The 20838-nt window shown below is 74.1% G+C and carries 19 protein-coding genes and 1 tRNA gene; 6 read left to right on the forward strand and 14 right to left on the reverse strand.

What is annotated here, in order from left to right:
• The gene (locus ACRWNP_RS05025; protein ID WP_431959708.1) at window positions 1–1095 is read right to left on the reverse strand and encodes an LLM class flavin-dependent oxidoreductase; all 1095 of its coding nucleotides are present in this window, start codon (window positions 1093–1095) and stop codon (window positions 1–3) included.
• Between the two features lie 67 nt (window positions 1096–1162).
• Window positions 1163–3055, reverse strand: coding sequence for a putative bifunctional diguanylate cyclase/phosphodiesterase (locus ACRWNP_RS05030; protein WP_431959830.1), 1893 nt, complete (start codon window positions 3053–3055; stop codon window positions 1163–1165).
• Window positions 3056–3346: 291 nt separating this feature from the next.
• Between ACRWNP_RS05030 and ACRWNP_RS05035 the strand changes: the two genes are divergently transcribed.
• Both ACRWNP_RS05035 and ACRWNP_RS05040 read left to right on the forward strand, forming a co-directional pair.
• Entirely contained in the window at window positions 3347–4603 is a 1257-nt protein-coding gene (locus ACRWNP_RS05035; RefSeq protein ID WP_431959709.1) for a M6 family metalloprotease domain-containing protein, read from the forward strand.
• Between the two features lie 4 nt (window positions 4604–4607).
• Complete coding sequence (locus ACRWNP_RS05040; RefSeq protein WP_431959710.1) at window positions 4608–5840, forward strand: M6 family metalloprotease domain-containing protein; 1233 nt, start codon at window positions 4608–4610, stop codon at window positions 5838–5840.
• Window positions 5841–5900: 60 nt separating this feature from the next.
• Here the strand turns inward: ACRWNP_RS05040 and ACRWNP_RS05045 are convergent.
• From ACRWNP_RS05045 to ACRWNP_RS05075, 7 genes are all read right to left on the reverse strand, one after another.
• Window positions 5901–5973: transfer RNA gene (locus ACRWNP_RS05045), tRNA-Lys, on the reverse strand.
• Between the two features lie 53 nt (window positions 5974–6026).
• Window positions 6027–6575: a bifunctional DNA primase/polymerase gene (locus ACRWNP_RS05050; protein ID WP_431959711.1), complete on the reverse strand. Its 549-nt coding sequence runs from the start codon at window positions 6573–6575 to the stop codon at window positions 6027–6029.
• A gap of 112 nt (window positions 6576–6687) precedes the next feature.
• Window positions 6688–7059 carry a hypothetical protein gene (locus ACRWNP_RS05055; protein WP_431959712.1) on the reverse strand — a complete coding sequence of 124 codons (372 nt, stop codon included), beginning with the start codon at window positions 7057–7059 and terminating at the stop codon, window positions 6688–6690.
• A 77-nt stretch (window positions 7060–7136) separates the two neighbouring features.
• Window positions 7137–8462: an AAA domain-containing protein gene (locus tag ACRWNP_RS05060; protein WP_431959713.1), complete on the reverse strand. Its 1326-nt coding sequence runs from the start codon at window positions 8460–8462 to the stop codon at window positions 7137–7139.
• Entirely contained in the window at window positions 8459–10042 is a 1584-nt protein-coding gene (locus ACRWNP_RS05065; protein WP_431959714.1) for a hypothetical protein, read from the reverse strand. Before ACRWNP_RS05065 ends, ACRWNP_RS05060 begins: the two co-directional genes overlap by 4 nt.
• On the reverse strand, window positions 10033–11085 hold the full coding sequence (locus ACRWNP_RS05070; protein ID WP_431959831.1) for a hypothetical protein: 1053 nt from the start codon (window positions 11083–11085) through the stop codon (window positions 10033–10035). Before ACRWNP_RS05070 ends, ACRWNP_RS05065 begins: the two co-directional genes overlap by 10 nt.
• 147 nt (window positions 11086–11232) lie before the next feature.
• Entirely contained in the window at window positions 11233–12117 is an 885-nt protein-coding gene (locus ACRWNP_RS05075) for a phosphatase PAP2 family protein (protein WP_431959715.1), read from the reverse strand.
• A 258-nt stretch (window positions 12118–12375) separates the two neighbouring features.
• Between ACRWNP_RS05075 and ACRWNP_RS05080 the strand changes: the two genes are divergently transcribed.
• On the forward strand, window positions 12376–13062 hold the full coding sequence (locus ACRWNP_RS05080; protein WP_431959716.1) for a TetR/AcrR family transcriptional regulator: 687 nt from the start codon (window positions 12376–12378) through the stop codon (window positions 13060–13062).
• Window positions 13063–13158: 96 nt separating this feature from the next.
• On the opposite strand, the gene ACRWNP_RS05085 is transcribed toward ACRWNP_RS05080, so the two are convergent.
• Window positions 13159–14652 carry a cellulose binding domain-containing protein gene (locus ACRWNP_RS05085; protein WP_431959717.1) on the reverse strand — a complete coding sequence of 498 codons (1494 nt, stop codon included), beginning with the start codon at window positions 14650–14652 and terminating at the stop codon, window positions 13159–13161.
• A 306-nt stretch (window positions 14653–14958) separates the two neighbouring features.
• Here ACRWNP_RS05085 and ACRWNP_RS05090 point away from each other — a divergent pair, with 306 nt between their 5' ends.
• Window positions 14959–15207: a hypothetical protein gene (locus ACRWNP_RS05090; RefSeq protein WP_431959719.1), complete on the forward strand. Its 249-nt coding sequence runs from the start codon at window positions 14959–14961 to the stop codon at window positions 15205–15207.
• 76 nt (window positions 15208–15283) lie between these two features.
• On the opposite strand, the gene ACRWNP_RS05095 is transcribed toward ACRWNP_RS05090, so the two are convergent.
• A complete protein-coding gene (locus tag ACRWNP_RS05095) occupies window positions 15284–16672 on the reverse strand; it encodes a sensor histidine kinase (RefSeq protein ID WP_431959720.1) in 1389 nt (462 codons plus the stop codon).
• Window positions 16669–17346: a response regulator transcription factor gene (locus ACRWNP_RS05100; RefSeq protein WP_431959722.1), complete on the reverse strand. Its 678-nt coding sequence runs from the start codon at window positions 17344–17346 to the stop codon at window positions 16669–16671. The genes ACRWNP_RS05095 and ACRWNP_RS05100 overlap by 4 nt, the downstream gene beginning before the upstream one ends.
• Window positions 17347–17454: 108 nt before the next feature.
• Between ACRWNP_RS05100 and ACRWNP_RS05105 the strand changes: the two genes are divergently transcribed.
• Window positions 17455–18006 carry a hypothetical protein gene (locus ACRWNP_RS05105; protein ID WP_431959723.1) on the forward strand — a complete coding sequence of 184 codons (552 nt, stop codon included), beginning with the start codon at window positions 17455–17457 and terminating at the stop codon, window positions 18004–18006.
• Between the two features lie 14 nt (window positions 18007–18020).
• On the opposite strand, the gene ACRWNP_RS05110 is transcribed toward ACRWNP_RS05105, so the two are convergent.
• Window positions 18021–18884 (reverse strand): spermidine synthase, encoded by an 864-nt coding sequence (locus ACRWNP_RS05110; protein ID WP_431959724.1) that lies wholly within the window; start codon window positions 18882–18884, stop codon window positions 18021–18023.
• Window positions 18885–18918: 34 nt separating this feature from the next.
• The gene (locus ACRWNP_RS05115; RefSeq protein ID WP_431959832.1) at window positions 18919–19338 is read right to left on the reverse strand and encodes a hypothetical protein; all 420 of its coding nucleotides are present in this window, start codon (window positions 19336–19338) and stop codon (window positions 18919–18921) included.
• Window positions 19339–19496: 158 nt separating this feature from the next.
• On the opposite strand from ACRWNP_RS05115, the gene ACRWNP_RS05120 reads away from it, so the two are divergent.
• The gene (locus tag ACRWNP_RS05120) at window positions 19497–20825 is read left to right on the forward strand and encodes a tetratricopeptide repeat protein (protein WP_431959725.1); all 1329 of its coding nucleotides are present in this window, start codon (window positions 19497–19499) and stop codon (window positions 20823–20825) included.
• The last annotated feature ends 13 nt before the right edge of the window (window positions 20826–20838 follow it).

Consider the following 20838-nt stretch of genomic DNA (forward strand, 5'->3'; position numbering starts at 1 on the left):
TCAGGCGCCGCCCGGCAGGCCGTACGCGTCGGCGACCAGCTCGTAGGAGCGCAGCCGTGCGGAGGGGGTGTGGGCGTTGGCCGTGAGCATCAGCTCCTGCGCCCCCGTGCGGCGCACCAGCGCGTCCAGGCCGTCCCGGACCGCGTCCGGTGTGCCGTACACCACGTTGCCGAGCCAGGCGCCGACGAAGTCCCGCTCGGCCGGGCTGAAGTCGTACGCCTCCGCTTCCTCCGGGGACGGGACCAGGCCCGGGCGCCCCATGCGCAGGCGCAGCATGGCCAGGGCGCCGCTGAGCACCTGCCGGTGGGCGTCCTTCTCCTCCTCCGCCGCCAGTGCCGCCACGCCGATCAGCGCGTAGGGCTCGTCCAGCACCTCCGAGGGCCGGAAGGACCTGCGGTACATCTCCAGCGCGGGTTCGGTGTTCGCCGCGGAGAAGTGGTGCGCGAAGGCGAAGGGCAGCCCCAGGGCCGCGGCCAGCCGGGCGCTGAAGGTGCTGGAGCCGAGCAGCCAGATCGGCGGCCGCGCGGGGGACTGCACGCCGCCCGGAACGGTGCCCTGCACGGGACCGGGGATGGCGTGGATGCGTGCGTAGGGGTGGCCGTCGGGGAAGTCGTCGTCCAGGAAGCGGATGAGCTCGGTCAGCGCCTGCGGGAACTCGTCGGTGCCCTCGTTCAGCCGGTCGGTGCGGCGCAGCGCGGCGGCGGTGGCGCCGTCCGTGCCCGGGGCGCGGCCGAGTCCGAGGTCGATCCGGCCCGGTGCCAGGGCCTCCAGGGTGCCGAACTGCTCGGCGATGACCAGCGGCGCGTGGTTGGGCAGCATGACGCCGCCGGAGCCGAGGCGTATGCGCTCGGTGTGGGCGGCGAGGTGGGCGAGGATCACGGCCGGCGAGGAGGACGCGACCCCGGGCATCGAGTGGTGCTCGGCGACCCAGTAGCGGTGGTAGCCGCGGGCCTCGGCGAGCCGGGCCAGCGCGACACCGGCGGCCAGGGCGTCGCGCGCGGTCAGTCCGCTGCCGACGCCCGCCAGGTCGAGGACGGAGAGCGGGACGGGTGCGCTGCCGAGGGCGGTGCCTCGTACCGGGTCGTTCGTGTCCACGTGCCTGCGTCGCCTCCTGCGGCCGGTGCCTTGCCTACGGCAACGGGCAACCGGCGTGCGGCTCCGGCTATTCCCCGGGTCCGGTGCCGGGTCCTGCGCCGGGGCCTGCGCCGAGGCCGGGCCCGTCGGCCGGCCCGTAGCCGCGCAGCGCCGCGATCCCCTCGGCCGGCACGGGCCGCGAGTACAGCCACCCCTGACCGGTGTCGCAGCCGATCCGGCGCAGCCGCTCCGCCTGCTCGGCGTTCTCCACGCACTCGGCGGTGACGGTCAGCCCGAGCCGGTGGGCGAGCTGCACCAGTGCCTCGACGATCGTCTCGTCGGCCGGATTTGGGTGCAGGCTGTCGCGGAAGCCGCGTACGAAGCTGCCGTCGAGCTTGAGCGCGGAGACGGGCAGCCGGCTGAGGTAGGCGAGGTTGGAGTAGCCGGTGCCGAAGTCGTCGATGGCGATGCGCACGCCCATCTCCTGCAGGGCGTGCAGTGCCTGCAGGGGCCGGCCTGCCGAGCCCATCACCGCCGACTCGGTGAGCTCCAGCTGCAGCAGCCCGGCGGGCAGCCCGGTGTCGTCGAGGATCTCCGCGACGTCGGCGACCAGGTCGGAGTCCCAGACCTGGCGCACGGCGACGTTGACGCTGACGAAGATCGGGTCGTCGGGCCAGTCCTTCTGCCACTGCCGGGCCTGGCGGCACGACTCGGCGAGCACCCAGCGGCCGAGCTGGACGATGGAGCCGTTCTCCTCCGCCAGCGGGATGAACCGGTTCGGCCCGAGCAGCCCGAAGTGCGGGTGCCGCCAGCGCACCAGGGCCTCCACCCCGCGCAGGCAGCCGCTGCCGAGTTCCACCAGGGGCTGGTACTCCAGCGCGAACTCCCCGCGCTCCACGGCCTGCCGCAGGGTGCTGGACAGCGCCTGCTTGGTCATCCGGTGGGCGTTGCGCTCGGGGTCGAAGAGCGTCCAGCGGGCCTTGCCGTCGGCCTTGGCCCAGTACAACGTGGTGTCGGCGGCCTGCATGATGCCCGTGGCGGTGGCCCCGGCGGCCTCCCGCTCGACGACACCGATGCTGGCCGAGACCGCCAGGCGCTGCCCGGCGAGGTCGAACGGCAGCTGCAGCGCGGTGAGTACGGATTCGGCGAGCCCGGTGGCCTGCCCGGTGCCGGTGGAGTCCTCGACGAGGACGGCGAACTCGTCGCCGCCCAGCCGGGCGACGAGCGTCCCGCTCCGCCCGAGGCGGGCCGCGCAGTCCGACAGCCGGCCGGCTACGGCCTTGAGCAGCCGGTCGCCGACCCGGTGGCCGAGGGTGTCGTTGATGGCCTTGAAGCCGTCGAGGTCGAGGTAGCACAGGCCGATCCGGCCGGTGCGGCTGTCGGCGCCCTCCAGCGCGGTGGCGAGCCGCTCGAAGAACAACTGCCGGTTGGGGAGCCGGGTGACCGGGTCATGCATCCGCAAGTGGCGTAGCTGCTCGCGCAGTTCGCGGGTCTCGCCCAGGTCCTCCACCGACATCAGGACGCCGCCGGGGACGGGCACCACGACGACCTCGGCCCAGACCGTGCGCCCGTCCGGCCCGCGCACGGTTCTGGTACGGCGCAACTCGCCGCGCCTTCCGGTCAGCACGTCCTCGTACTCGGCGTACTCCGGGCTCTCCGCGAGCGGGGGCACCTCGCCGCCGGCGCCGGCGAGGCCGACCAGCTCCGCCGCGGGGCGGGTGGTGAGCAGCAACGGGTCCGCGCCGAGCAGCGCGCCGAGTGCCGGATTGGCCTCGCGCACCCGGCCGTCGGAGTCGACCAGTGCCATCGGCAGCCGGGCCACGTTGAAGGCGGCGCGGTAGTCGCGTACCTCCGAGGCTGTCCGTTCCGGGGCCGAGACGTGACGTTGAGTGACCGTCGTGGCCGTCGCCTCGGGTTCGAGGTCCGGGCCTCCCGAGGGTGCGCCCACCGCTGGCTCCCGCATAGCTGTCGTCTCGCACATGTGGTCGTGGAGGAATCGAATGACCGCCAAGAGGCGGCGTTCATGCTGGAAATGTGCCGATCATAGACGTTGCGGAATTGCCGCTGCCACCGCCGTCGTGGTGATTCTCGGCACGCCGGATGCGATCTTGATCATTTGTGTTTGGCCGCTGAATTCCATTGACCGCTTTTCGTCACTCATTACGCACTGTAGTGATCGGACGGTCACCCGAGCGGCTCATCATAACGGGGCAAAACATAGCAAACCGTAGCAGCGTGATGTGGGCGTCCCGACCCCGTACGAGAGGTCCACGTGCCGCTGTCAGGGCTACCCATACGTGCGCACCGGCGGTTCCGCCGGAGCGTTCGCGGGCATGCCCCCGACGGGCTCCGGGCGGTCGTCGCCGCCGTCAGCGTCTTCGCGGCCGTTGTCGCGTGGACGCTGGTCACCGGCCCCGCGGCCGGGGGTTCCGACTCCTCGCTGTGCGCCCTGCCGCGGACCCGGGCACACCACTCCGAGGGCGTCAGCGGCTGGAACCAGGCCTATCCGCGGGCCCGCGGCGATGTTGACGCCCTGATGGTGTTCCTGGCGTTCCCCGACGCCGCCCCCACCATCAGTCCCGGCGAACTGGCGGCCGATCACTTCCCGGCCACCACGAACTTCTTCGCCCGGGCCTCGTACGGCACCTTCCGGCTGCGGCCGCGCATCCTGCCGCACTGGCTGCGCATGCCCGCGGCGTCCACGGCGTACGGCATCGGCCGGGACTGGAGCCCCGCCCTGCGCGCCCGCTACCTGCGGGACGCCGTGGTGGCGGCCGACGGGCAGGTGGACTTCTCCCGGTACGGGGTCGTCTACCTGGTCGCCGACCCCGACGCGCCCGGCGTCGACCCGGACGCCACCAAAGTGGTCAACCTGGGCAGACCGGTCCGCGTCGACGGCACGGACCTGCACCGCTTCGTCACCGTCTTCGAGGGCCACCCGCCGGACATCAACGTGCTGGCCCACGAGACCGGGCACGCCTTCGACCTGCCCGACCTCTACTACCGGCCGCCCCTGGGCAGCAACGCCGACTGGGACACCCACGTCGGCGACTGGGACCTCATGGGCAGTCAGTTCGGGCTGGCCCCGGACTTCTTCGCCTGGCACAAGTGGAAGCTGGGCTGGCTCGGGCCGTCCCAGGTCCGCTGCGTCACCGAGGGCGGCACCCACACCTTCCGCCTGAGCCCCGTCGAGCGGCCCGGCGGCGTCAAGCTGCTGGTGCTGCCCGCGGGCGTGGAAGGTGTCGTCGCCATCGAGGCCCGCGCCGCCCTCGGCAACGACCGCCTCACCTGCGGCCAGGGCGTGCTGATGTACCGCGTCCGGGCCGACGTCTCGTCGGGCGACGGCCCCGTCGACGTCGTCGACGCCCATCCGGGCAGCGGCGCCTGCTGGGAGTCCTCGGTGTACCCGCCGCTCGCCGACGCGCCGCTGCGGCCGGGGGAGACCTACGCCCTCGGCCGGTCGGCGCGCGTCCACGTCGCCGATCGCCACTCCGACGGATCCTGGACCGTCCAGGTCACCCAGGGCTGAGGCGATGCGCGGTCCCCGGGCGCTCGCGGTCCTGGCCTCGCTGCTCCTCTTCGCCGCCGGCGGCACCGCCGCCACCGAGGGGGCGCCCGCGGCGGCCCCGCCGGCCGACCGTCCCTGTGCGCTGCGAGCAGCGCCGGGCGTCACGATGTCCGAGGGGTTCGGCGGCGCGGACGGCCGTCAGTTCGCCCGTGCCACCGGCGAGGTGCGGGCGCTCACCCTGCTTGTCGACTTCCCCGACAAGCGCGCCCCGTACAGCGCCGCCGAGCGCTACCGCGAGTTCTTCCCCGCCGTGCGGCACTGGTTCTACCGCGCCTCGTACGGGAAGCTGCGCTACGTCTCGACGCCGGTGCTGCGCTACATCCGCATGCCGCGGCCCTTCCACTCCTACGGGATAGGGCGCGGCTACGGCTGGCGTACGCACACGGCCATGATGCGGGACCTGCTGCGCGTCGCCGACCGGAAGATCGACTTCTCCGGGTACGACCTGGTCAACGTCCTCGTCACGCCCAACGCCGGGCCGCCCGCCGAACAGGCCGTCCTCTCGGTGACCTGGACCGGCGCCTCGGCCGCCACCACCGACGACGGCACCAGCCTGGACCGGGTCTCGCTGGTCTACGGCCACGACCAGTCCGGCGCCCGGGTGCTGGGCCACGAGAACGGCCACGCCTTCGGGCTCCCCGACCTGTACTCCGTGAAGGACTTCGGCCACACCGACACCCTCGCGGGCCAATGGGACAGCATGTCCCTGGACTGGGGGCTGCAGGGCGATCTCTTCTCCTGGCACAAATGGCGCCTGGGGTGGCTCGACGACTGGCAGGTCGCCTGCGTCCGCGACCCGGGCGCCCGCTCGGTGCACCTCACGCCGGTCGAGGTGCCGGGCGGCCGCAAGGCGGTCGTCATCCCCCTCGGCCGGACCCGCGCGTACGTCGTCGAGGCGCGCGCCGCCCGCGGCAACGACAGCGAGGCCTGCCGCGAGGGGGTGCTGATCTACCAGGTGCGCACCGACGTCGATTCCGGGCAGGGGCCCGTCGCCGTCGAGGACGCCCATCCGCGCACCACCGCCTGCGAGTACAGCAGCGCCACCTTCAACGCCCTCAACGACGCCCCGTTCTCCTCCGGTGGCCGCTTCACCGACCGCGCCCGCGGCCTCACCGTCGACGTCCTCGGCCGTGACCCGGACGACGAGGGCTGGACCGTGCGGATCACCACCTCGCGCCCGCTGTGGGACGGCCCGTAGCGCATACGACGGGACGCATGACGAAGGCGCCCTTCCCGTAGGAAGGACGCCCTCTCGCTGTGCGCCGCCAGGGACTCGAACCCCGAACCCGCTGATTAAGAGTCAGCTGCTCTGCCAGTTGAGCTAGCGGCGCTCGCTGACGTCGTAGACATTAGCATCCGCTTGCGGGCGGGTGAAAATCGATAATCAACCGGCCTCGGCTCGGGCAGCCCGGACGCAGGCCCACAGCAGCACGTCGGCCCCGGGGAGCCACGGACGGCGTGTGTCGGGGGCGACCAGCCAGCGGGAACGCCCGTGGCCGGTGTCGCCGTACGGCGGGGGCAGGGCCACCGAGTCCCCGTCGCCGTGGCACAGCACCGGCGGCAGCCTCAGCCCCCACTCCTCCCAGGCCAGCAGCGAGGGGAGGCGCGTGGCCGTGCCCGGCTCGGCGAGCAGCAGCACCCGGCCGCGCAGCACGGCGGCCGGACCGGAGCCGGGGCCCGAGGACCACAGGTGCTCCAGGACCCGGCGCCCGAACAGGGCCGGCAGATTCACCGCGTCGAAGGCCGTGCCGCAGGGCAGCGCGCTCGGCGCCGTGGGCCGTGCGGACCACAGGGCCCGCACGCTGCGCGGGAAGGCGCTGGCGGAGGCCAGCCAATCGGCCCCGTCAGGGGTGGGGTACTGCGCGTACGGATATGGGCGGGAGGCGGACTCCGGCACGCCCCCCGGCCATGTGTGCCACTGCCAGTCACTCATGACCCATACAACTACCGTGAGTGAACGTTTCGCTACGCGACATCACGCGAAGGCCGGACACGCCTGCCATGTGTCGGGTACCGTGCCCCGCACGCATATGCCACGTGCGTCGTCAGGACAGCGCTGCGTCCCCGCCCCGCATCAGGCCCTCGCCGAACTCGATCATCCGCTTGGCGTAGTCCTCCGACCAGCCCGCCTGCTCGCCGATGGCGGCGGGAGTCAGCCGGTCGAAACGCTTGGGGTCGGCGAGCTGGGCCGCGGCTATGGCCTGGAACTCCGTCGCCCGGTCCGCGGCCGCGCGGAAGGCGAGGGCGAGCTCCGAGGAACGGGCCAGCAGCGCCCTGGGGTCCTCGATGGACTCCAGGTCGAAGAAGTGCTCCTCGTCCTCGGCCAGGGCGGCGGGCTCGAACAGCAGCTGGGCGGGTTTCAGGCGCGGGGCGGGCTGCTTGTCCGCCGCGCTGTGAGCCGACTGCGGCTCGGACATGAACGTACCTCCAGGATCGTCAGCGCCTTCCATTGTCCCGCCCCGCGCAAGAGTGCCCGGAGCGGACGGCGGGCGGGCTACGGCCGCCAGGTCACGCGGTGCTCGGACAGATGGGCCAGCACCGCGTGGTTGGCCTCCCAGCCGTCCGGGAACTTCACGGTCACGCCGAGCTGCACCGGCTCCGTCGAGGGGTGCTCGTCCAGCAGCTCCGAGACCCCCGCCCGGCACACCACGATGCACGCGTGCCGGTGGCGCGAGGCCAGCACGCACAGCCGCCCGGTCTCCAGGTGGAACGCGGTGGCGTCGGGACGTCCCGACAGGGGGTGCAGCACCACGGTGACGTCGAACTCCCGGCCCTGCAGCCGGTTGGCGGTGTCGACGGTGACCCCGGTCACGCCCAGGTCCGCCAGCGCCGCGCGGACCGCTGCCGCCTGGTCCCGGTGGGCGGTGCCCACGGCGATCCGGTCCGGGCCCACCGGCGCGGTGCCCCGCTCGGAGACCGCCACGCCGCCGCGGTCCAGCAGCCGCCGGACGACCAGCGCGACCGCGCGCACCGCCTCCGGGTCGGTCCGCGGGGTGCGCCGTGCCGGCAGTTCCAGCAGGCCCCAGCCGGACGCGGCGGCCTCGTCCACCACCCGGTCCGGGCCCGAGCCGTCACCGGGCACGCTGAAGGAGAGCCGCCGGTCCCCGTGGTCGGTGCCGCTGCGGAACGGGGTGTAGGGGTAGAAGGCGTGGGAGACCAGCGGCGCGGCGGAGGCCGGCAGCCGCCAGGAGACCGGCAGCCGGTGCTGCGGCAGCCCCGGGTTGTGGGCCAGCAAGGTGACCACCGCGCTCGCCGAGGGGTCATGGCTCAGCCCTGCCCACTGCTCGGCGCCGACCACGCTGAACGGGTCCAGCTGGCCGGGGTCGCCGACGAACAGCGCCCGCTCGAACAGCCCGGCCACCTGCAGCAGCGCGTCCGAGCGCATCTGGTACGCCTCGTCGACGATGGCGTGCCGCCAGGGCTCGGCGTCCTTCACGAAGGCCCACTTCGCGGCGGTGGCGATCACCACCTTGGCCCCGGCGAGGTCGGCCGCCTTGGTCGACTTCAGCACCGCCTCGTGGCGGTCGAGTACCGGGTCCGGCGGCGAGTCGCTGCCGTGGAGCCGGCCGATCGGCAGCTTGGGGTCGGCGGTGGCCAGCCGGTCCACCAAGTCGTCCACCTGCGCGTTGGTCTGGGCGACCACCATCAGGGACTCACCCGCCGCGACCAGCTCCTGGGCGGCGCGCACCACCAGCGTGGACTTGCCGGCGCCGGGCGGCGAGTCGACGACGACGCCGCGGAACGCGCCGTGCAGGGTGTCGTGCAGGATCCGCTCGGTCGCGGTGCCGGCCGCCTGGGCGGCGTCGCTCACCGGGCTCACAGATAGTCCTCCGTGGTCGCGGGGTCAGGGCTCTCGGCGACGGCGGCGACGCCGCCGGCGGTGGCCGCGGTCGTGCCCGCGGTCGCGGCGCCCGGGGGCCCGCCGTGGGTCCACGGGGTGTCCTCCGGATCCGGCAGCCCGGCGCCGCCGCGCGGCGCGTGCTCGAACAACGTCCAGCACACCTCGTCCCCTTCCGCCGGCACCGTGCCGGGATCGGGGACCTTGCCACGGCCCATGCCGTTCACCACCCGCAGGAGCACCGCCCCGGGTCCGGCCCACTCCACGAACTGCGCCTGCTGCGTACGTCCGTCCGGCAGCGCGCGGTAGAGCTTGGCGGCCTCGTCCAGATGCGGCCGGTCCTGTGTGAGGATCGTCACCAGGGGACGCGGCTTGGGCACCTTGCCCTCGCTCATCGCCATCTCCACCCGGTCCACCCGGCCCGCGAAGGCCTCCCCGGCCAGCCGCCGCACGGCCATCACCAGCGGGTCGTCCAGCGCCTCCTGGGCCTCCAGCCGCACCTGCGCGGTCTCCCGGCCGGCGAGCTTCTGCGCCGCCGACACGGCGTCGTCGCGGCGCGGCTGCGGCGGCTCCCCGGCGCGCACACGGTCCCGGTGCGAGGTGTACGACCACCGGTCGCGCTTCCAGCGGTCCGCGACGTGGTCGCCCTCGGGCAGCTCGCGCAGCAGGTCCAGCGACCGCCACACCGCGTCCCAGGTGGGACGCATCTGGCCGGCCAGCAGGTGGGCGATCTCCTCCCCGGCCCCGCTGATCCCGGCGTCGTAGCGGGCGGTGGCCGGGGCGAGCACCGTGTTGTCGAAGACCGGGTCCGTCGCGGGACCGGCGGGCGGGTGAAGCAGCAGACCGTCCGGACCGCGGTGGGACTCCGCCCGGCGGGCCGCCTCGGCGCCCGTCGTGCCGTCCGGAGGGTCGATCCAGGCCAGCAGGGCGCCCAGGTGCTGGTCCTCCAGGTTGCTCTGGCCGGTCGCCCAGTGCCGGGTGAGCAGTTCCGTCGCGGACAGCAGCAGGGCGGAGCCGGGGGTGCGGGCGCGTTCCCCGTAGTGGGTGAGCCAGCGGCCGAGCAGCGGCACCCTGGCCGGCACCGGATGCGGCTCGTCGGGGTCGTCCTCGGTGGTGCGGCGGAAGCGGGTGGAGCGTCCGAGCAGGCGCACGTACTCCACGGCGGGGGCGTTCGCGACCACGATCTGGGGTGCGTCGGCGCAGACCTCCGGCTCTCCCCCGGCCTGGGGGCCGGGCGGCGCCCCCACCCGGGTGCGGGTGGCCGGCTCGGTCTCGGTGTCGTCCGCGTAGGACTCCAGGTAGGGCAGCACGACCTGCGCCAGCTCGGCCAGGAAGGCGAAGCGCAGATCGCGGTCGCGCGGCTGCGGCACCGCCAGCAGCCGGGGCTCGTCCCGGTCCGTGCCGACGAGGGCGCCCAACGGGGCGCCGACCTCGCCCGCGGTGGTCAGCGGGACGAGGACCAGCGGCCGGTCCGACAGATGGCGATGGCGCACCGTCGCGAGCGGTGTCGCCCGGCCGGTCGCCATGGCCTCCGCCCGGGCCAGCACCGAGATCAGCGACATCCCAGCGCCTCCGCCCGCAGGGCCTGCGCCCGCCGCAGCGCGGCGACCGCGGGATCCGTGGGGGTCCCCCCGGCGGAGCCAGGGGGAGGATCGCCCTCGGTGCCCCGCGCGGCCGCCAGCACCTGCTCCACCTCGGTCAGCGCGCCCAGTTCACCGCGCACGCCGCGGCCGAGGACCTCCACCGCGCCGCACGCCCGGGCCTGTTCGCGGCAGTGGAAGGACAACTCGCAACTGGCCAGGCACTCGGGCGCGTACGCCGCGGGCAGCCGGTCCACCGCGTCGGAGAGCTCCGCGGCGGGGCGGGTCGCCGTCCGTCCGTCGTCCGCGAGCCGCAGGTCGAAGGTCGTGCCCTCGGGCAGGGAGGCGGCGATGTCCTCGATCCGGGTCAGCCGGGTCAGCTGCCGCCGCGTGACCGCCAGCTGCTTGCGCACGTCGACGAACTCGGCGGCGGGAAGGTTGGAGAAGTCCTTGGGGCACACCAGCAGCACCCGGTGCTCCGGGGTGCCGAACCCCAGCCGCTCCAGCGCCAGGACGTACACCGCGGCCTGGCGGGCCGCCGCGCCGACCTTCACCGCGTCCGCGGAACCGTCGAGGATGGGGAAGGACTTGACCTCCACCACCGTCCACGAGCCGTCCGGCCGCACGGCGATGGCGTCCGGCTCGAGGTAGACCGGGGAGTCCGCGACCTCGAGCACGAGCAGGGGGTGGTCGAGCAGCGTCCACCGGCCCGCCGCGGTCGCCTCCTTGAGCGCGAGGCGGGTGCGGGCGACCCGGCCCTCGGGACCCGGGGCGGACAGGTCGGGCAGCACGGCCTCGGCGGTCCCGGGCGCGCCCAGCAGGCGCAGCAGTTCGGCGCAGTCGTCGGCCTTCACCCGGGCCTCGAAGGCATGGCCCCGTACGAAGGCGAACTGCGACTGCCCGAAGGGCGCGGGGTTGCCCAGGACGCGCGCCACCGCCGCCTTGTCCACCCCGGCGGCGTCCAGCAGCGCCCGGCGCCGGCACCCGGGGTTCGCGGCGAGCGCCGCCAGGGCGCGCGCGTCCATCGGGCGCGGCACGGTCGTCGGGCCGCGCAACGCGGCCAGCCGCTCTCGCAGATCGTGCGTAGTGCTCACCCGCGCAAGTCTCGCACCCCCCACCGACAGCGTGGGCCACAATGCGGACGCCGGCGGTCCGCGGCCCCGGCCGGAGCCTCAGCGCCGCGGTTCGACCGCCGCTCCGGGGAGGATCCCCACGTCCGCCGGAGCGACGTCGCGGGAGGTCGCGACGACCGTGGAGGAGGCGGGCCGCGGTGTCGCGAACCGGATGCGCGCGGCGTCCCGTATGAGGTCCACCACACGCAGCGCCGGGGGTGCCAGCAGGAGCCCGATCCCCATCACGGCGGCGCCGGCGAGGGCGTCCAGCAGGTAGTGGTTGGCGGTGCCCATGACCACGAGGGCCGTGCCGAGGGGGTAGAGGACGCCCACGGCGCGGACGAAGGACGTGCGTCCGTGGCGCCAGAGCATGATGCCGCACCACAGGGACCAGCCGACGTGCAGGCTGGGCATGGCCGCGTACTGGTTGGTCATCCCGCCCAGCCCGCGCGGCGCGCTCGCCTCCGCGCCCCACCAGCCGTACGAACCGTACTGCGCCATGGTGTCGATGAAGCCGTGGCCGGCCGCCAGCAGCCGCGGTGGCGCGGTGGGCATGAGCGTGAAGCCGATCAGCCCGATGAGGGTGGACACCAGCAGCCAGGTGCGCGCAAGGCGGTAGACGGTCGGCCGCCGGCGCCACAGCCAGACCAGCACCAGTGGGGTGATCAGGTAGTGGAGCGAGGCGTACCAGAAGTCGGCGGGAACACCGAGCGCCCGGTAGCGGCTGAAGAGGGAGTTGATGGAGCGCTCCGGGTCGATGCGGAGCGCGCGTTCGAGGTGGAGTATGGCGATGCCGTGGTCGGCTGCCCGGCCCACGTCGCCGCGTACGAGGAGGCGGCCCGCGGTGTAGAGGCCGTAGACCACCGCGATCAGCGGCAGCTCGGTCCACCAGCGAAGACCGCCCCGGTAGGCGGACGCCCGCGGGGCGGTGATGCTCATGGTCATCCGGCCGTTCTCCCCCCATCTCTCCCTGTGAGAGTCATTTCGGTCTACCGTACGACGTACGCTAACCAACCCGGGCACCGCCCCCGCCTATTCCCTTCACCCCCGATTCGTCCAGGGTTCAGACAGTTGTGCTCGGGAAGACGTGCGAAAAGACGCCCCGCCACCTCGCCGGGTTGCCCGGGAACGCGGGAGAATCAAGGAACCCGCTCAACCCGCCGACCGCTCACCCACGATCCCCCGACCGGACACACATCCCTCATGACTGTCACCCCGCCGGCCCGCTCCCCACGGCGCCGCGTCCCCCGCAACACCTTGAACCCGGACCGCATCCTCGACGCGGCCGTCGCGCTCCTCGACCGCCACGGGCCCGAGGCCTTCACCATGCGCGCGCTCGCCCAGGAGCTCGGCGTCGGCACCATGGCCGTCTACTCCCACTTCAAGGGCAAGGACGAGATCATCGACGCGGTCAACGAACGGCTGCTCGGCGAGATCGAGCTGCCCTCCGGCGGCTCCGGCCCGCCCCGCGGGCAGCTTATTGAACTCTGTGTCGGTGTGTACCGGCTTTTCAGTGAGCACCCCTCCGCGCTCCAGCTGCTGACGAGCCGCCCGCTCCGCGGCGACGAGGCCATCGCCGTCATCGACCGGATGCTCTGCCTGCTGATCGAGGCGGGACTGGACCCGTCCGCCGCCGCGCGCGCCCAGGTGGCGCTGATGCAGTACACGGTCGGCGCCGCGTTGTGGGTGGTGCGCCGCAAACGCGCCGAGTGCGAGGAGGCCGAGGCCGGACTGCGCGAGCGGATCCGCGGCCGGCTCGCCGACCTGCCGCCGGACAGCTATCCCTCGCTCGTGGGGCTGGCCCCCGAGCTGGTCGCCGCGCAGCAGTCCGGCCGCGCGCAGTACGAGGGCGGGCTGTCCGCGCTGCTGGACGGTCTGCTCCGCACCTGAGCGCGCGGCGCGCACGGGAGCGCCCCGGCCGGGGCGGGGTGCTGAACTGCCGGCCGGGGCGCCCGTGTGGGGGGAGGGGGGTGGTCGCGTGCGGCCTCAGCCGCGGTAGGCCGCGAAGGCCCTGGAGAAGGCGCCCGCCTCCTGGACGATCGAACTGCACGTCGCGTCGGCGGCGTTCCTGGCGCCCCCGGCGCACTGCTTGTCCCGCGTGCCCGACCACATCGACAGCCGGCCCAGGCCCTTGGACCGGGCGAAGGTCACCAGCTGCGTCGCGTCGTCGACCTTGAAGACCTCGGTGGCCACGTCGTTCACGCCGATCATCGGGGTGACCGCGACGGCCCTCCAGGCGGCGGCGTCCGACAGGCCGAGCACGCCCTTGAGTTGTCCCTGGGTGGCGGTGGCGGCGTCGATCGCGTAGCCGCCCATGTCGCCGCTGAAGGAGGCGCCGTAGTCCATCGCCATGATGTCGACCGCGGCGATCCGCACCCCGTGGGACCTGGCGTCCGCGAGCAGGCCGACACCGTCCTGGGTGAGACCGGTCGGCATCACCGGCAGGGTGTAGGAGACCTCCAGGCCGCCGTGGCTCGCCTGGAGTCGCGCGATGGCCTGCGCCCGGCGGGTGTTGGCGGCCGTGTCGGCGATGGCGCCGCCCTCGACGTCGAAGTCCACCTTGGTGAGCTGGTAGGTGTCGACGACCTCGGCGTACGCCGCGGCCAGCGCGGAGACCGAGGAACAGGTCGTCGCCAGCTCCGAGCCGGACGCGCCGCCGAAGGAGACCCGGACATCGCCGCCGGCCTTGCGCAGGTCGCCGATCTGGGCCGCGACGCCGTCGTTCGCCAGGTCGCCGACCCCGCCCCACTTGGGCGTGCAGCCGCCGCCGTCGGTGACGAAGGCCAGGTTGTACTGCTTGACGCCGGTCGCCCGGGAGTGGGCGAGCAGGTCGAAGGCCGGGTAGAGCGAGGTGTCGACGTACGGCGCGAAGCCGGCGGAGGACGGCGAGCCGGTGCCCGCGGTGGGGCTCGCGGTCGCGGACGGGGTCGCGGTGGCCGTCGGCGACGCCGTCCTGGTGGGGGTGGCGGTGGGCGTCCTGCCGGAGCCCGGTGCCGTCGGGCTCGCGGTGGCGGTGGGGCGTCCGCTCGGGGAGGCGGTCACGCCGTCGTCGACGGAACATTTCACGCCGTTGATCAGGCAGTTGACCGGGTCGCCCGCCTTCGTGGCGGACTTCGTCACGAAACCGACCTCGGCCGCCTTCCCCGCGGCGATGTCCTGGTTCCAGCTCGCCGGGCGCACGGTGACGTGCTGCCCGGACACCGTGTAGGTGGCGTTCCAGAGCGAGCTGATGCTCGTGCCCGCGGGCAGGTCGAACTTCAGCGTCCAGTCGGAGAGCGTCGCGTCCGAGGAGTTGGTGATCTCGTACCGGCCGGTGTAGCCGGTGCTCCAGTGGCTGGTCCTGCTGTACGCGGCACCGACGGTGGCGGCCTGGGCCGAGCCCGCGAGCGCGAAGGCGCCGGCCGCGGCGACCGCGCCCGCGGTCACACCTGCGAGGAGGGCGGCCTTGCGGGTGGGACGACGACGATGTGAGTTCCTCATGGAGCGGCACGCTAGCGATGCCGATTCAGGCAAATGCCCAGAGATGGGCGGGCGTTCGATCTTTTATGACGCGCTTAAGGGAGCCATCGGGGCCGGTTAATGGTTCAGACCTCTGGGGGGGCGTTCGGGCGCGGCGGTGAGTCGCCGCATGTCAAGCCCCGAAATTCCGGGAAGTGACGTGGCGCGCCGGGCCGGGGTCAATGGAGGCATGGGTTCACGCGGAACGCCTGACCCGGGGGAATCGTCCGGCGGGACCGTCCGGCCGGTTCCCGCACCGCAGCAGACAATCACCGAAGGAGAACTCCCATGACTCACACACTTCGCACCCGGCGCCTGCTGGTCCTCACCGCTTCCGCCGCCCTGGCCGCCGGCGGCGCGCTGATCCCCACCACCGCGTCCGCGGCCCCGGCGCCGGCGAAGGCCGAGACCGCGGTCACGCAGACCTCGCACCAACGGGCCGGCGCCGTGCACGGCTACGTCAATGACGACTACTGCTACGCCGGGGAGGACGCCTACTACGTCTATTACGACTACTGCGACGTCTACTGGGGGTGACCGGCGGCGTGGGATCCGGCCAGGGACGTCCGGCCGGGTCCCAGGGGCAGCGGAGCCATCGGGCCCGGTGGGTGGATCAGCCCTCCGTGGCCGCGGCGGAGCGCTTCAGCCGCCTGCGGCGCACCACCCGGTGGTTCCGCTTGCCGCCCGCGGCGAGTGGCCGCAGGGCGATCCACACCCGGATCTCGGCACCTCCGAGCACCGAGGAGCCGAGCCGTACGTCGCCCCCCGTCGATTCCGCGAGGCGCCGTACGATGTCCAGCCCGAGGCCCGTCGAGCCGTCTCCGCCCGCGCCCTGGCCGCGCCGTAGCGCGGCCGCCGGGTCCTTGATTCCCGGGCCTGCGTCGGAGACCAGCACGATCACCGCCTCCTGGCTGCTGTGGACGTCCACCGCGAAGGCCGTGCCCTCGGGGGTGTGCCGGAAGACGTTGCCGAGCATGGCGTCCAGGCAGGCCACCAGGTCGGTCCGCGCCACCGGCACCCGCACCGGGCGTTCGACGCCCGCGGTGCTCACCTCGCGGCCCTGGTCCTCGGCGAGCGCCGACCAGAAGGCCATCCGCTCCCGGATCACCTCGGCCGCGTCGCAGCCCACCGTGACCGGCTGGCTCTGCGCCTGCTGGGCCCGGGCGGTGCGGATGATCTGGTCAACCTCGCGTTCCAGCTGGGCCACCGCGTGCCGGGTCTGATCCCCGGCCGGACCGTCACCGAGCGAGGCGGCGTTGAGCCGCAGCACCGTCAGCGGGGTCCGCAGCCGGTGCGAGAGGTCGGCGGCCAGCTCCCGCTCGTTGGCGAGCAGTTGCACCACCTGGTCCGCCATGGCGTTGAACGCCGCCGCGGCGGAGCGCAGTTCGGCCGGGCCGTCCTCCGGGACGCGTACGGTCAGGTCGCCGCGCCCGAGGCCGTGCGCGGCGTCCGCCAGTCGCTTGGCGGGGCGCACCATGCGGGTGCCGAGCCGGTCCGCCACCGCCACCGCGCCGACGATCAGGCCCAGGCCGACCAGGGCCAGCACCGCCCAGGCGGTGGTGACCCCGCGGCTGACCTCGCCGTCCGGCACGAACACCTCGACCACCGCCACCGAGCCCGAACCGACCGCGGTCGGCTGCAGCAGGGCGTAACCCCCGGCCACCGGGACGGTGGCGGCCCGGCCCAGTTCCGACGCCCGGTCCAGGTCGGCGTCCGGCGCGTGCGGGTGGCCGATCTCCACCCCGGCGGTGCCCTCCGTCGCGGGCACCCGCACCGCGATCCGGCCGTCGGCGCCCGCCTGCGTCGAGGCCACCGCCCGCTCCAGCTGGGTGCGGTCGGTGGTGATCGCCAGCGCCGGCCCTATGGCCGCAGCCTGCCGCTCCGCGTTGCCGATCGCCCGGTCCCGGGCCATCTCCTTGACGGTGAGTGCCAGCGGCACCGCGAAGGCGACGACGACCATGGCCGTCACCGCGACGCAGACCTTGACCAGCGCCCACCTCACCGCGGTGGCTCCAGCTTCACTCCCACCCCGCGCAGCGTGTGCAGATAGCGCGGGCGGGCCGCCGTCTCGCCCAACTTGCGGCGCAGCCAAGACAGATGGACGTCGATGGTCTGGTCGTCACCGTACGACTGCTGCCACACCTCGGACAGCAGCTCACGCCGCGCCACCACCACGCCCGGCCGGGCCGCCAGGAAGGACAGCAGGTCGAACTCACGGCGGGTCAGGGCCAGCGGCGTCCCGTCCAGGGCGGCCTGGCGGCGCAGCACGTCGATCTGCAGCCCGCCCACCCGCAGCACCCGGTCCGCCTCGCGGGTGCGGGAGCGGCGCAGCACCGCCGCCATGCGCGCCGACAGGTGCTCGACCGAGAACGGCTTGACGAGGTAGTCGTCGGCGCCCGCGTTGAGCAGCCGCACGATCTCCGACTCGTCGTCCCGCGCCGTCGCGATGATCACCGGCACGTCCGTGATGCCGCGCAGCATCTTCAGCGCCTCGGCCCCGTCCAGGTCCGGCAGGCCGAGGTCCAGGATCACCACGTCGAATCCGACCTGCGCCACCTCCCGCAGTGCCTCCAGGGCCGTGCCCACGCTCCGTACGGCGTGCGCGGCCTCGGTGAGGTGGCGGATGAGGGCGGAGCGCACGAACTGGTCGTCCTCGACCACGAGCACACTTGCCATGGCCCGCAACCTAGCCCATCTGGGGGATACCGGGTGGGCGCGAGCACGTCAGACCGGGAAGCGCAACCCCCGGCTCCGTTTCGGGGGTGCGTCCGGCACTATGGGCGGATGCGAAGAGCACTGGCGCACGCCGGAGCGTGGACGCTCGCCACGAGCGCCGCCGTCGCGCTGTCGTGGTTCGGCGTCCACCACGTGCTGGCGGGCACGGCCTACGACCCGCCCCGGGCCCTGCCCATCTCCGAGCCCGTCTCCGACAAGGTCGCCGCCCCCACGCAGTCCGCGAGTCCCGCGGCCGGCCACCGCGCCGAGGCGCGGGGCTCCGCGCCGGCGCGGAACGCCAAGGCGTCGCCGCGCGCCCCGTCCACGGCACCGGCCCGCCCGCCGGGTTCGCCCACTCCCGCCACGTCCTCGTCCGCCGACACCGGCAACGTGCACAGCTACACGGTCGAGGGCGGCCGGGTCGTGCTCGACCTGGGTGAGCGCTCCGCGACGCTGGTCTCCGCGACGCCCGACTCCGGCTGGGAGATGAAGGTCTGGAAGCAGCCCGAGTGGATCCGGATCGACTTCGTCTCGGCCACCACGACCTCTTCCTTGTTCTGCACCTGGAACGGGCATCCGCCCACCGTCGACACGTACATCGCGCAGAACTCCGGGGGCTAGTCGGGCAGCCGGGCCTAGCGGAACACCGACTCCGGGGGAGCGGGCGAGGCCGCCGCCGTGGTGTCCGTGACCGGAGCCGCGCCGCCCGCGAAGGCGTCCAGCTCCCTGCCGTGCTCGACCCGGCCCGGATGCGGGTCCGAGGCCACGCGCCGGGTGAACTCCGCCACGGGCAGTTCGCTGTCCGCGGCCACCAGGATGACGTTGCCGAAGCGGCGTCCCCGCAGCACCGCGGGGTCCGCGGCCAGGCACGCGTGCGGGAAGCACGCCCGAAGCGTCGCGATCTGCGCCCGCAGGAACTCCAGCCGCCCGCCGTCCGCGACGTTGGCGGCGTACAGTCCGCCGGGCGCCAGCGCCCGCCGCACCTGCGCGAGGAAATCCGTACTGGTCAGATGGGCGGGCGTACGGGCCCCGCCGAAGACGTCCGTGATGACCAGGTCCGCCCAGCCCTCCGGCACCTTGGCCAGGCCCTCGCGGGCGTCGCCGCCGCGCACCTTGATGCGCCAGGTCCGGTCCCAGGGCAGTTCCCGCCGCACCAGCTCCACCAGCGCGGTGTCCAGCTCCACCACCTGCTGCGTCGAGCGCGGCCGGGTCGCGGCGGTGTAGCGGGCCAGGGTCAGCGCCCCGCCGCCGAGGTGCAGCACGTGCAGCGGGCGGCCGGGCGGGGCCGCCAGGTCGACGACGTGGCCGAGCCTGCGCTGGTAGGAGAAGTCCAGGTACCCCGGGTCGTCCAGGTCGACGTGCGACTGCGGTGCCCCGTCGATCAGCAGTGACCAGCCCCGCGGCCGGTCCCGGTCCGGCACGAGCTCGGCGAGGCCTCCGCCGACCCGCTCGCGTATGCCGTCCGGTGCCTTCGTCGTCCTCGTCCTGCGCGCTGCCATGCCACCCAGTATGGGCGGCGGCCGAGGCGCGGACTCAGAGCCGGTCGGCCAGCTCGATCATCCGGGCAGCCTCGCCCAGCGCGTCACGCAGCACCGCCGGGTCCGTCACGGCGCTGTCATCGTGCGGCGGCACCAGCCAGCCGGTGCCGGCCACCGGGGGCTCGCGCAGTTCGCCGGGGACGGTGAGGCCGCCGCCCGCGGTCTGCGTGCAGGCGCTGCCCGGCATGTCCCAGCCGTCGGCCGTGCCCCGCGGCACCAGGAAGCCGAGGCTGTCGCCCGAGCTGTCGTGCAGCACGGGTCCGAGACCGGTCCGCATGCGCAGGATGTCCACGGCCTCCAGCCCCTGCCGGGCCGGGACGGTGACCAGATCCCATGGCTCGTCCAACAAGGCGAATCCTCCTTGGGGTCGGACGGTGGGGGTTGCAGGATGTCCAACGCGCGCGGACGTCAACAGCTACGCCCCCGCGACGCCGCCAGGGGTGGCGTTTCATGGCGAATGGAGGGTGAGATATCCCTTTTGTAGCCAAACCACCGGTACTCGGGCCCTCACAGCGAGTACGGTCGTCGCGCCGCCACCCGGCACCGCACCGACCGTCCAACGGGAGCCCGGCGATGCACTCGTCACCTTCCACCCCCAACACAGCCTTCCGGCGCCTGCGCGGAGACCGGTCCCCCGGTGAGTTCGCCGCCGCCGTGCGCCGCGCGGGGCGGGACATCGGCGAACAGGTCAGCTGCGACGCCCGCTACATCGGCCGCGTGGAGTCGGGGGAGATCCGCTGCCCCAACTACGCCTACGAGCGGGTCTTCCGGCACATGTTCCCCGGCCGCGACCTGGCGGACATGGGCTTCGAGCCGCGCGAACTGGTCCGCGGCCGGCGCGTCGCGGCGGCCCCGGCCCCCCGGCCGACCCCGTACGAGACCGAGACCGAGACCGACGAGGAGAGCGACGTGCTGCGTCGCGCGTTCATGACCGGCGGCCCGGCCGCCATCGCCACGACCCTGGTGCTGGGGCCCGCCGCCGCGGCGGAGACGGTGCGGAAGGTCGGCAGACCCCAGGCCCGCGCCGTCCGCGCGGCCGTTCGCGAGATCCGCCTGCACGACGACCGGCACGGCGCCGGCGCGCTCTACCGGCAGGCCGGCCACTCCCTGGGGGCCGCCTACCGCCTCCTCGACGAGGGCACCTACAGCCAGGCCGTCGCCGGGGACCTGATGGGCGGCGCCGGCGAACTCGCCATCTCCGTGGGATGGCTGGCCCACGACTCCGGGCGCCTGGCCGACGCCCGCTCCTTCTACGGCGAGGCCCTCGCCACCGCCCGCATGGCCGGCGACCGCGCCCTGGAGGCGCACGCCTTCTGCAACGCCTCCTTCCTCGCCCGTGACGCCGGCCGGCCCCGCGAGGCCGTCCGCGCCGCCCAGGCCGCCCAGCAGGCCGCCCGCCACCTCGGCTCGCCCCGCCTGCTCTCGCTGCTCGCCCTGCGCGAGGCGGGCGGCTGGGCCGGCCTCGGCGACCGCGCCGGCTGCGAGCGCGCCCTCGCCCGCGCCCAGACCCTGTTCGGCCGCGGCCCCTGCGCCGCGGACCCGGAGTGGATGACCTTCTACGGCGAGGCCGAACTCGCCGGGCTGGAGGCCCAGTCCTGGTCCGCCCTCGGCGACCACCACCGCGCGGTCGAGCACGCCCGGCGGGCGGTCGGCCTGCAGGCGCCGCACTTCACGCGCAACGCCGCGCTGTACACCGCGGAACTCGCGGGCAACCTCGCCTCCGCCCGTCGCGTCGACGAGGCCACCGACGCCGGCATCCGCGTCCTCGACCTGCTGGGCCGCGTCCAGTCCCCGCGCGTGCGGGGCATGCTCTCCTCCGCCGCCCAGACTCTCCGGCCGTACTCCCGGCGCCCGGACGTGGCCGAATTCCTGCGCCGGCAGGCGGAGTCATGGCCCGCGTGAACCGGCGTGGTCC

The organism is Actinacidiphila sp. bgisy160 (assembly GCF_965342435.1).
In the GTDB taxonomy this organism is placed as follows: domain Bacteria; phylum Actinomycetota; class Actinomycetes; order Streptomycetales; family Streptomycetaceae; genus Actinacidiphila.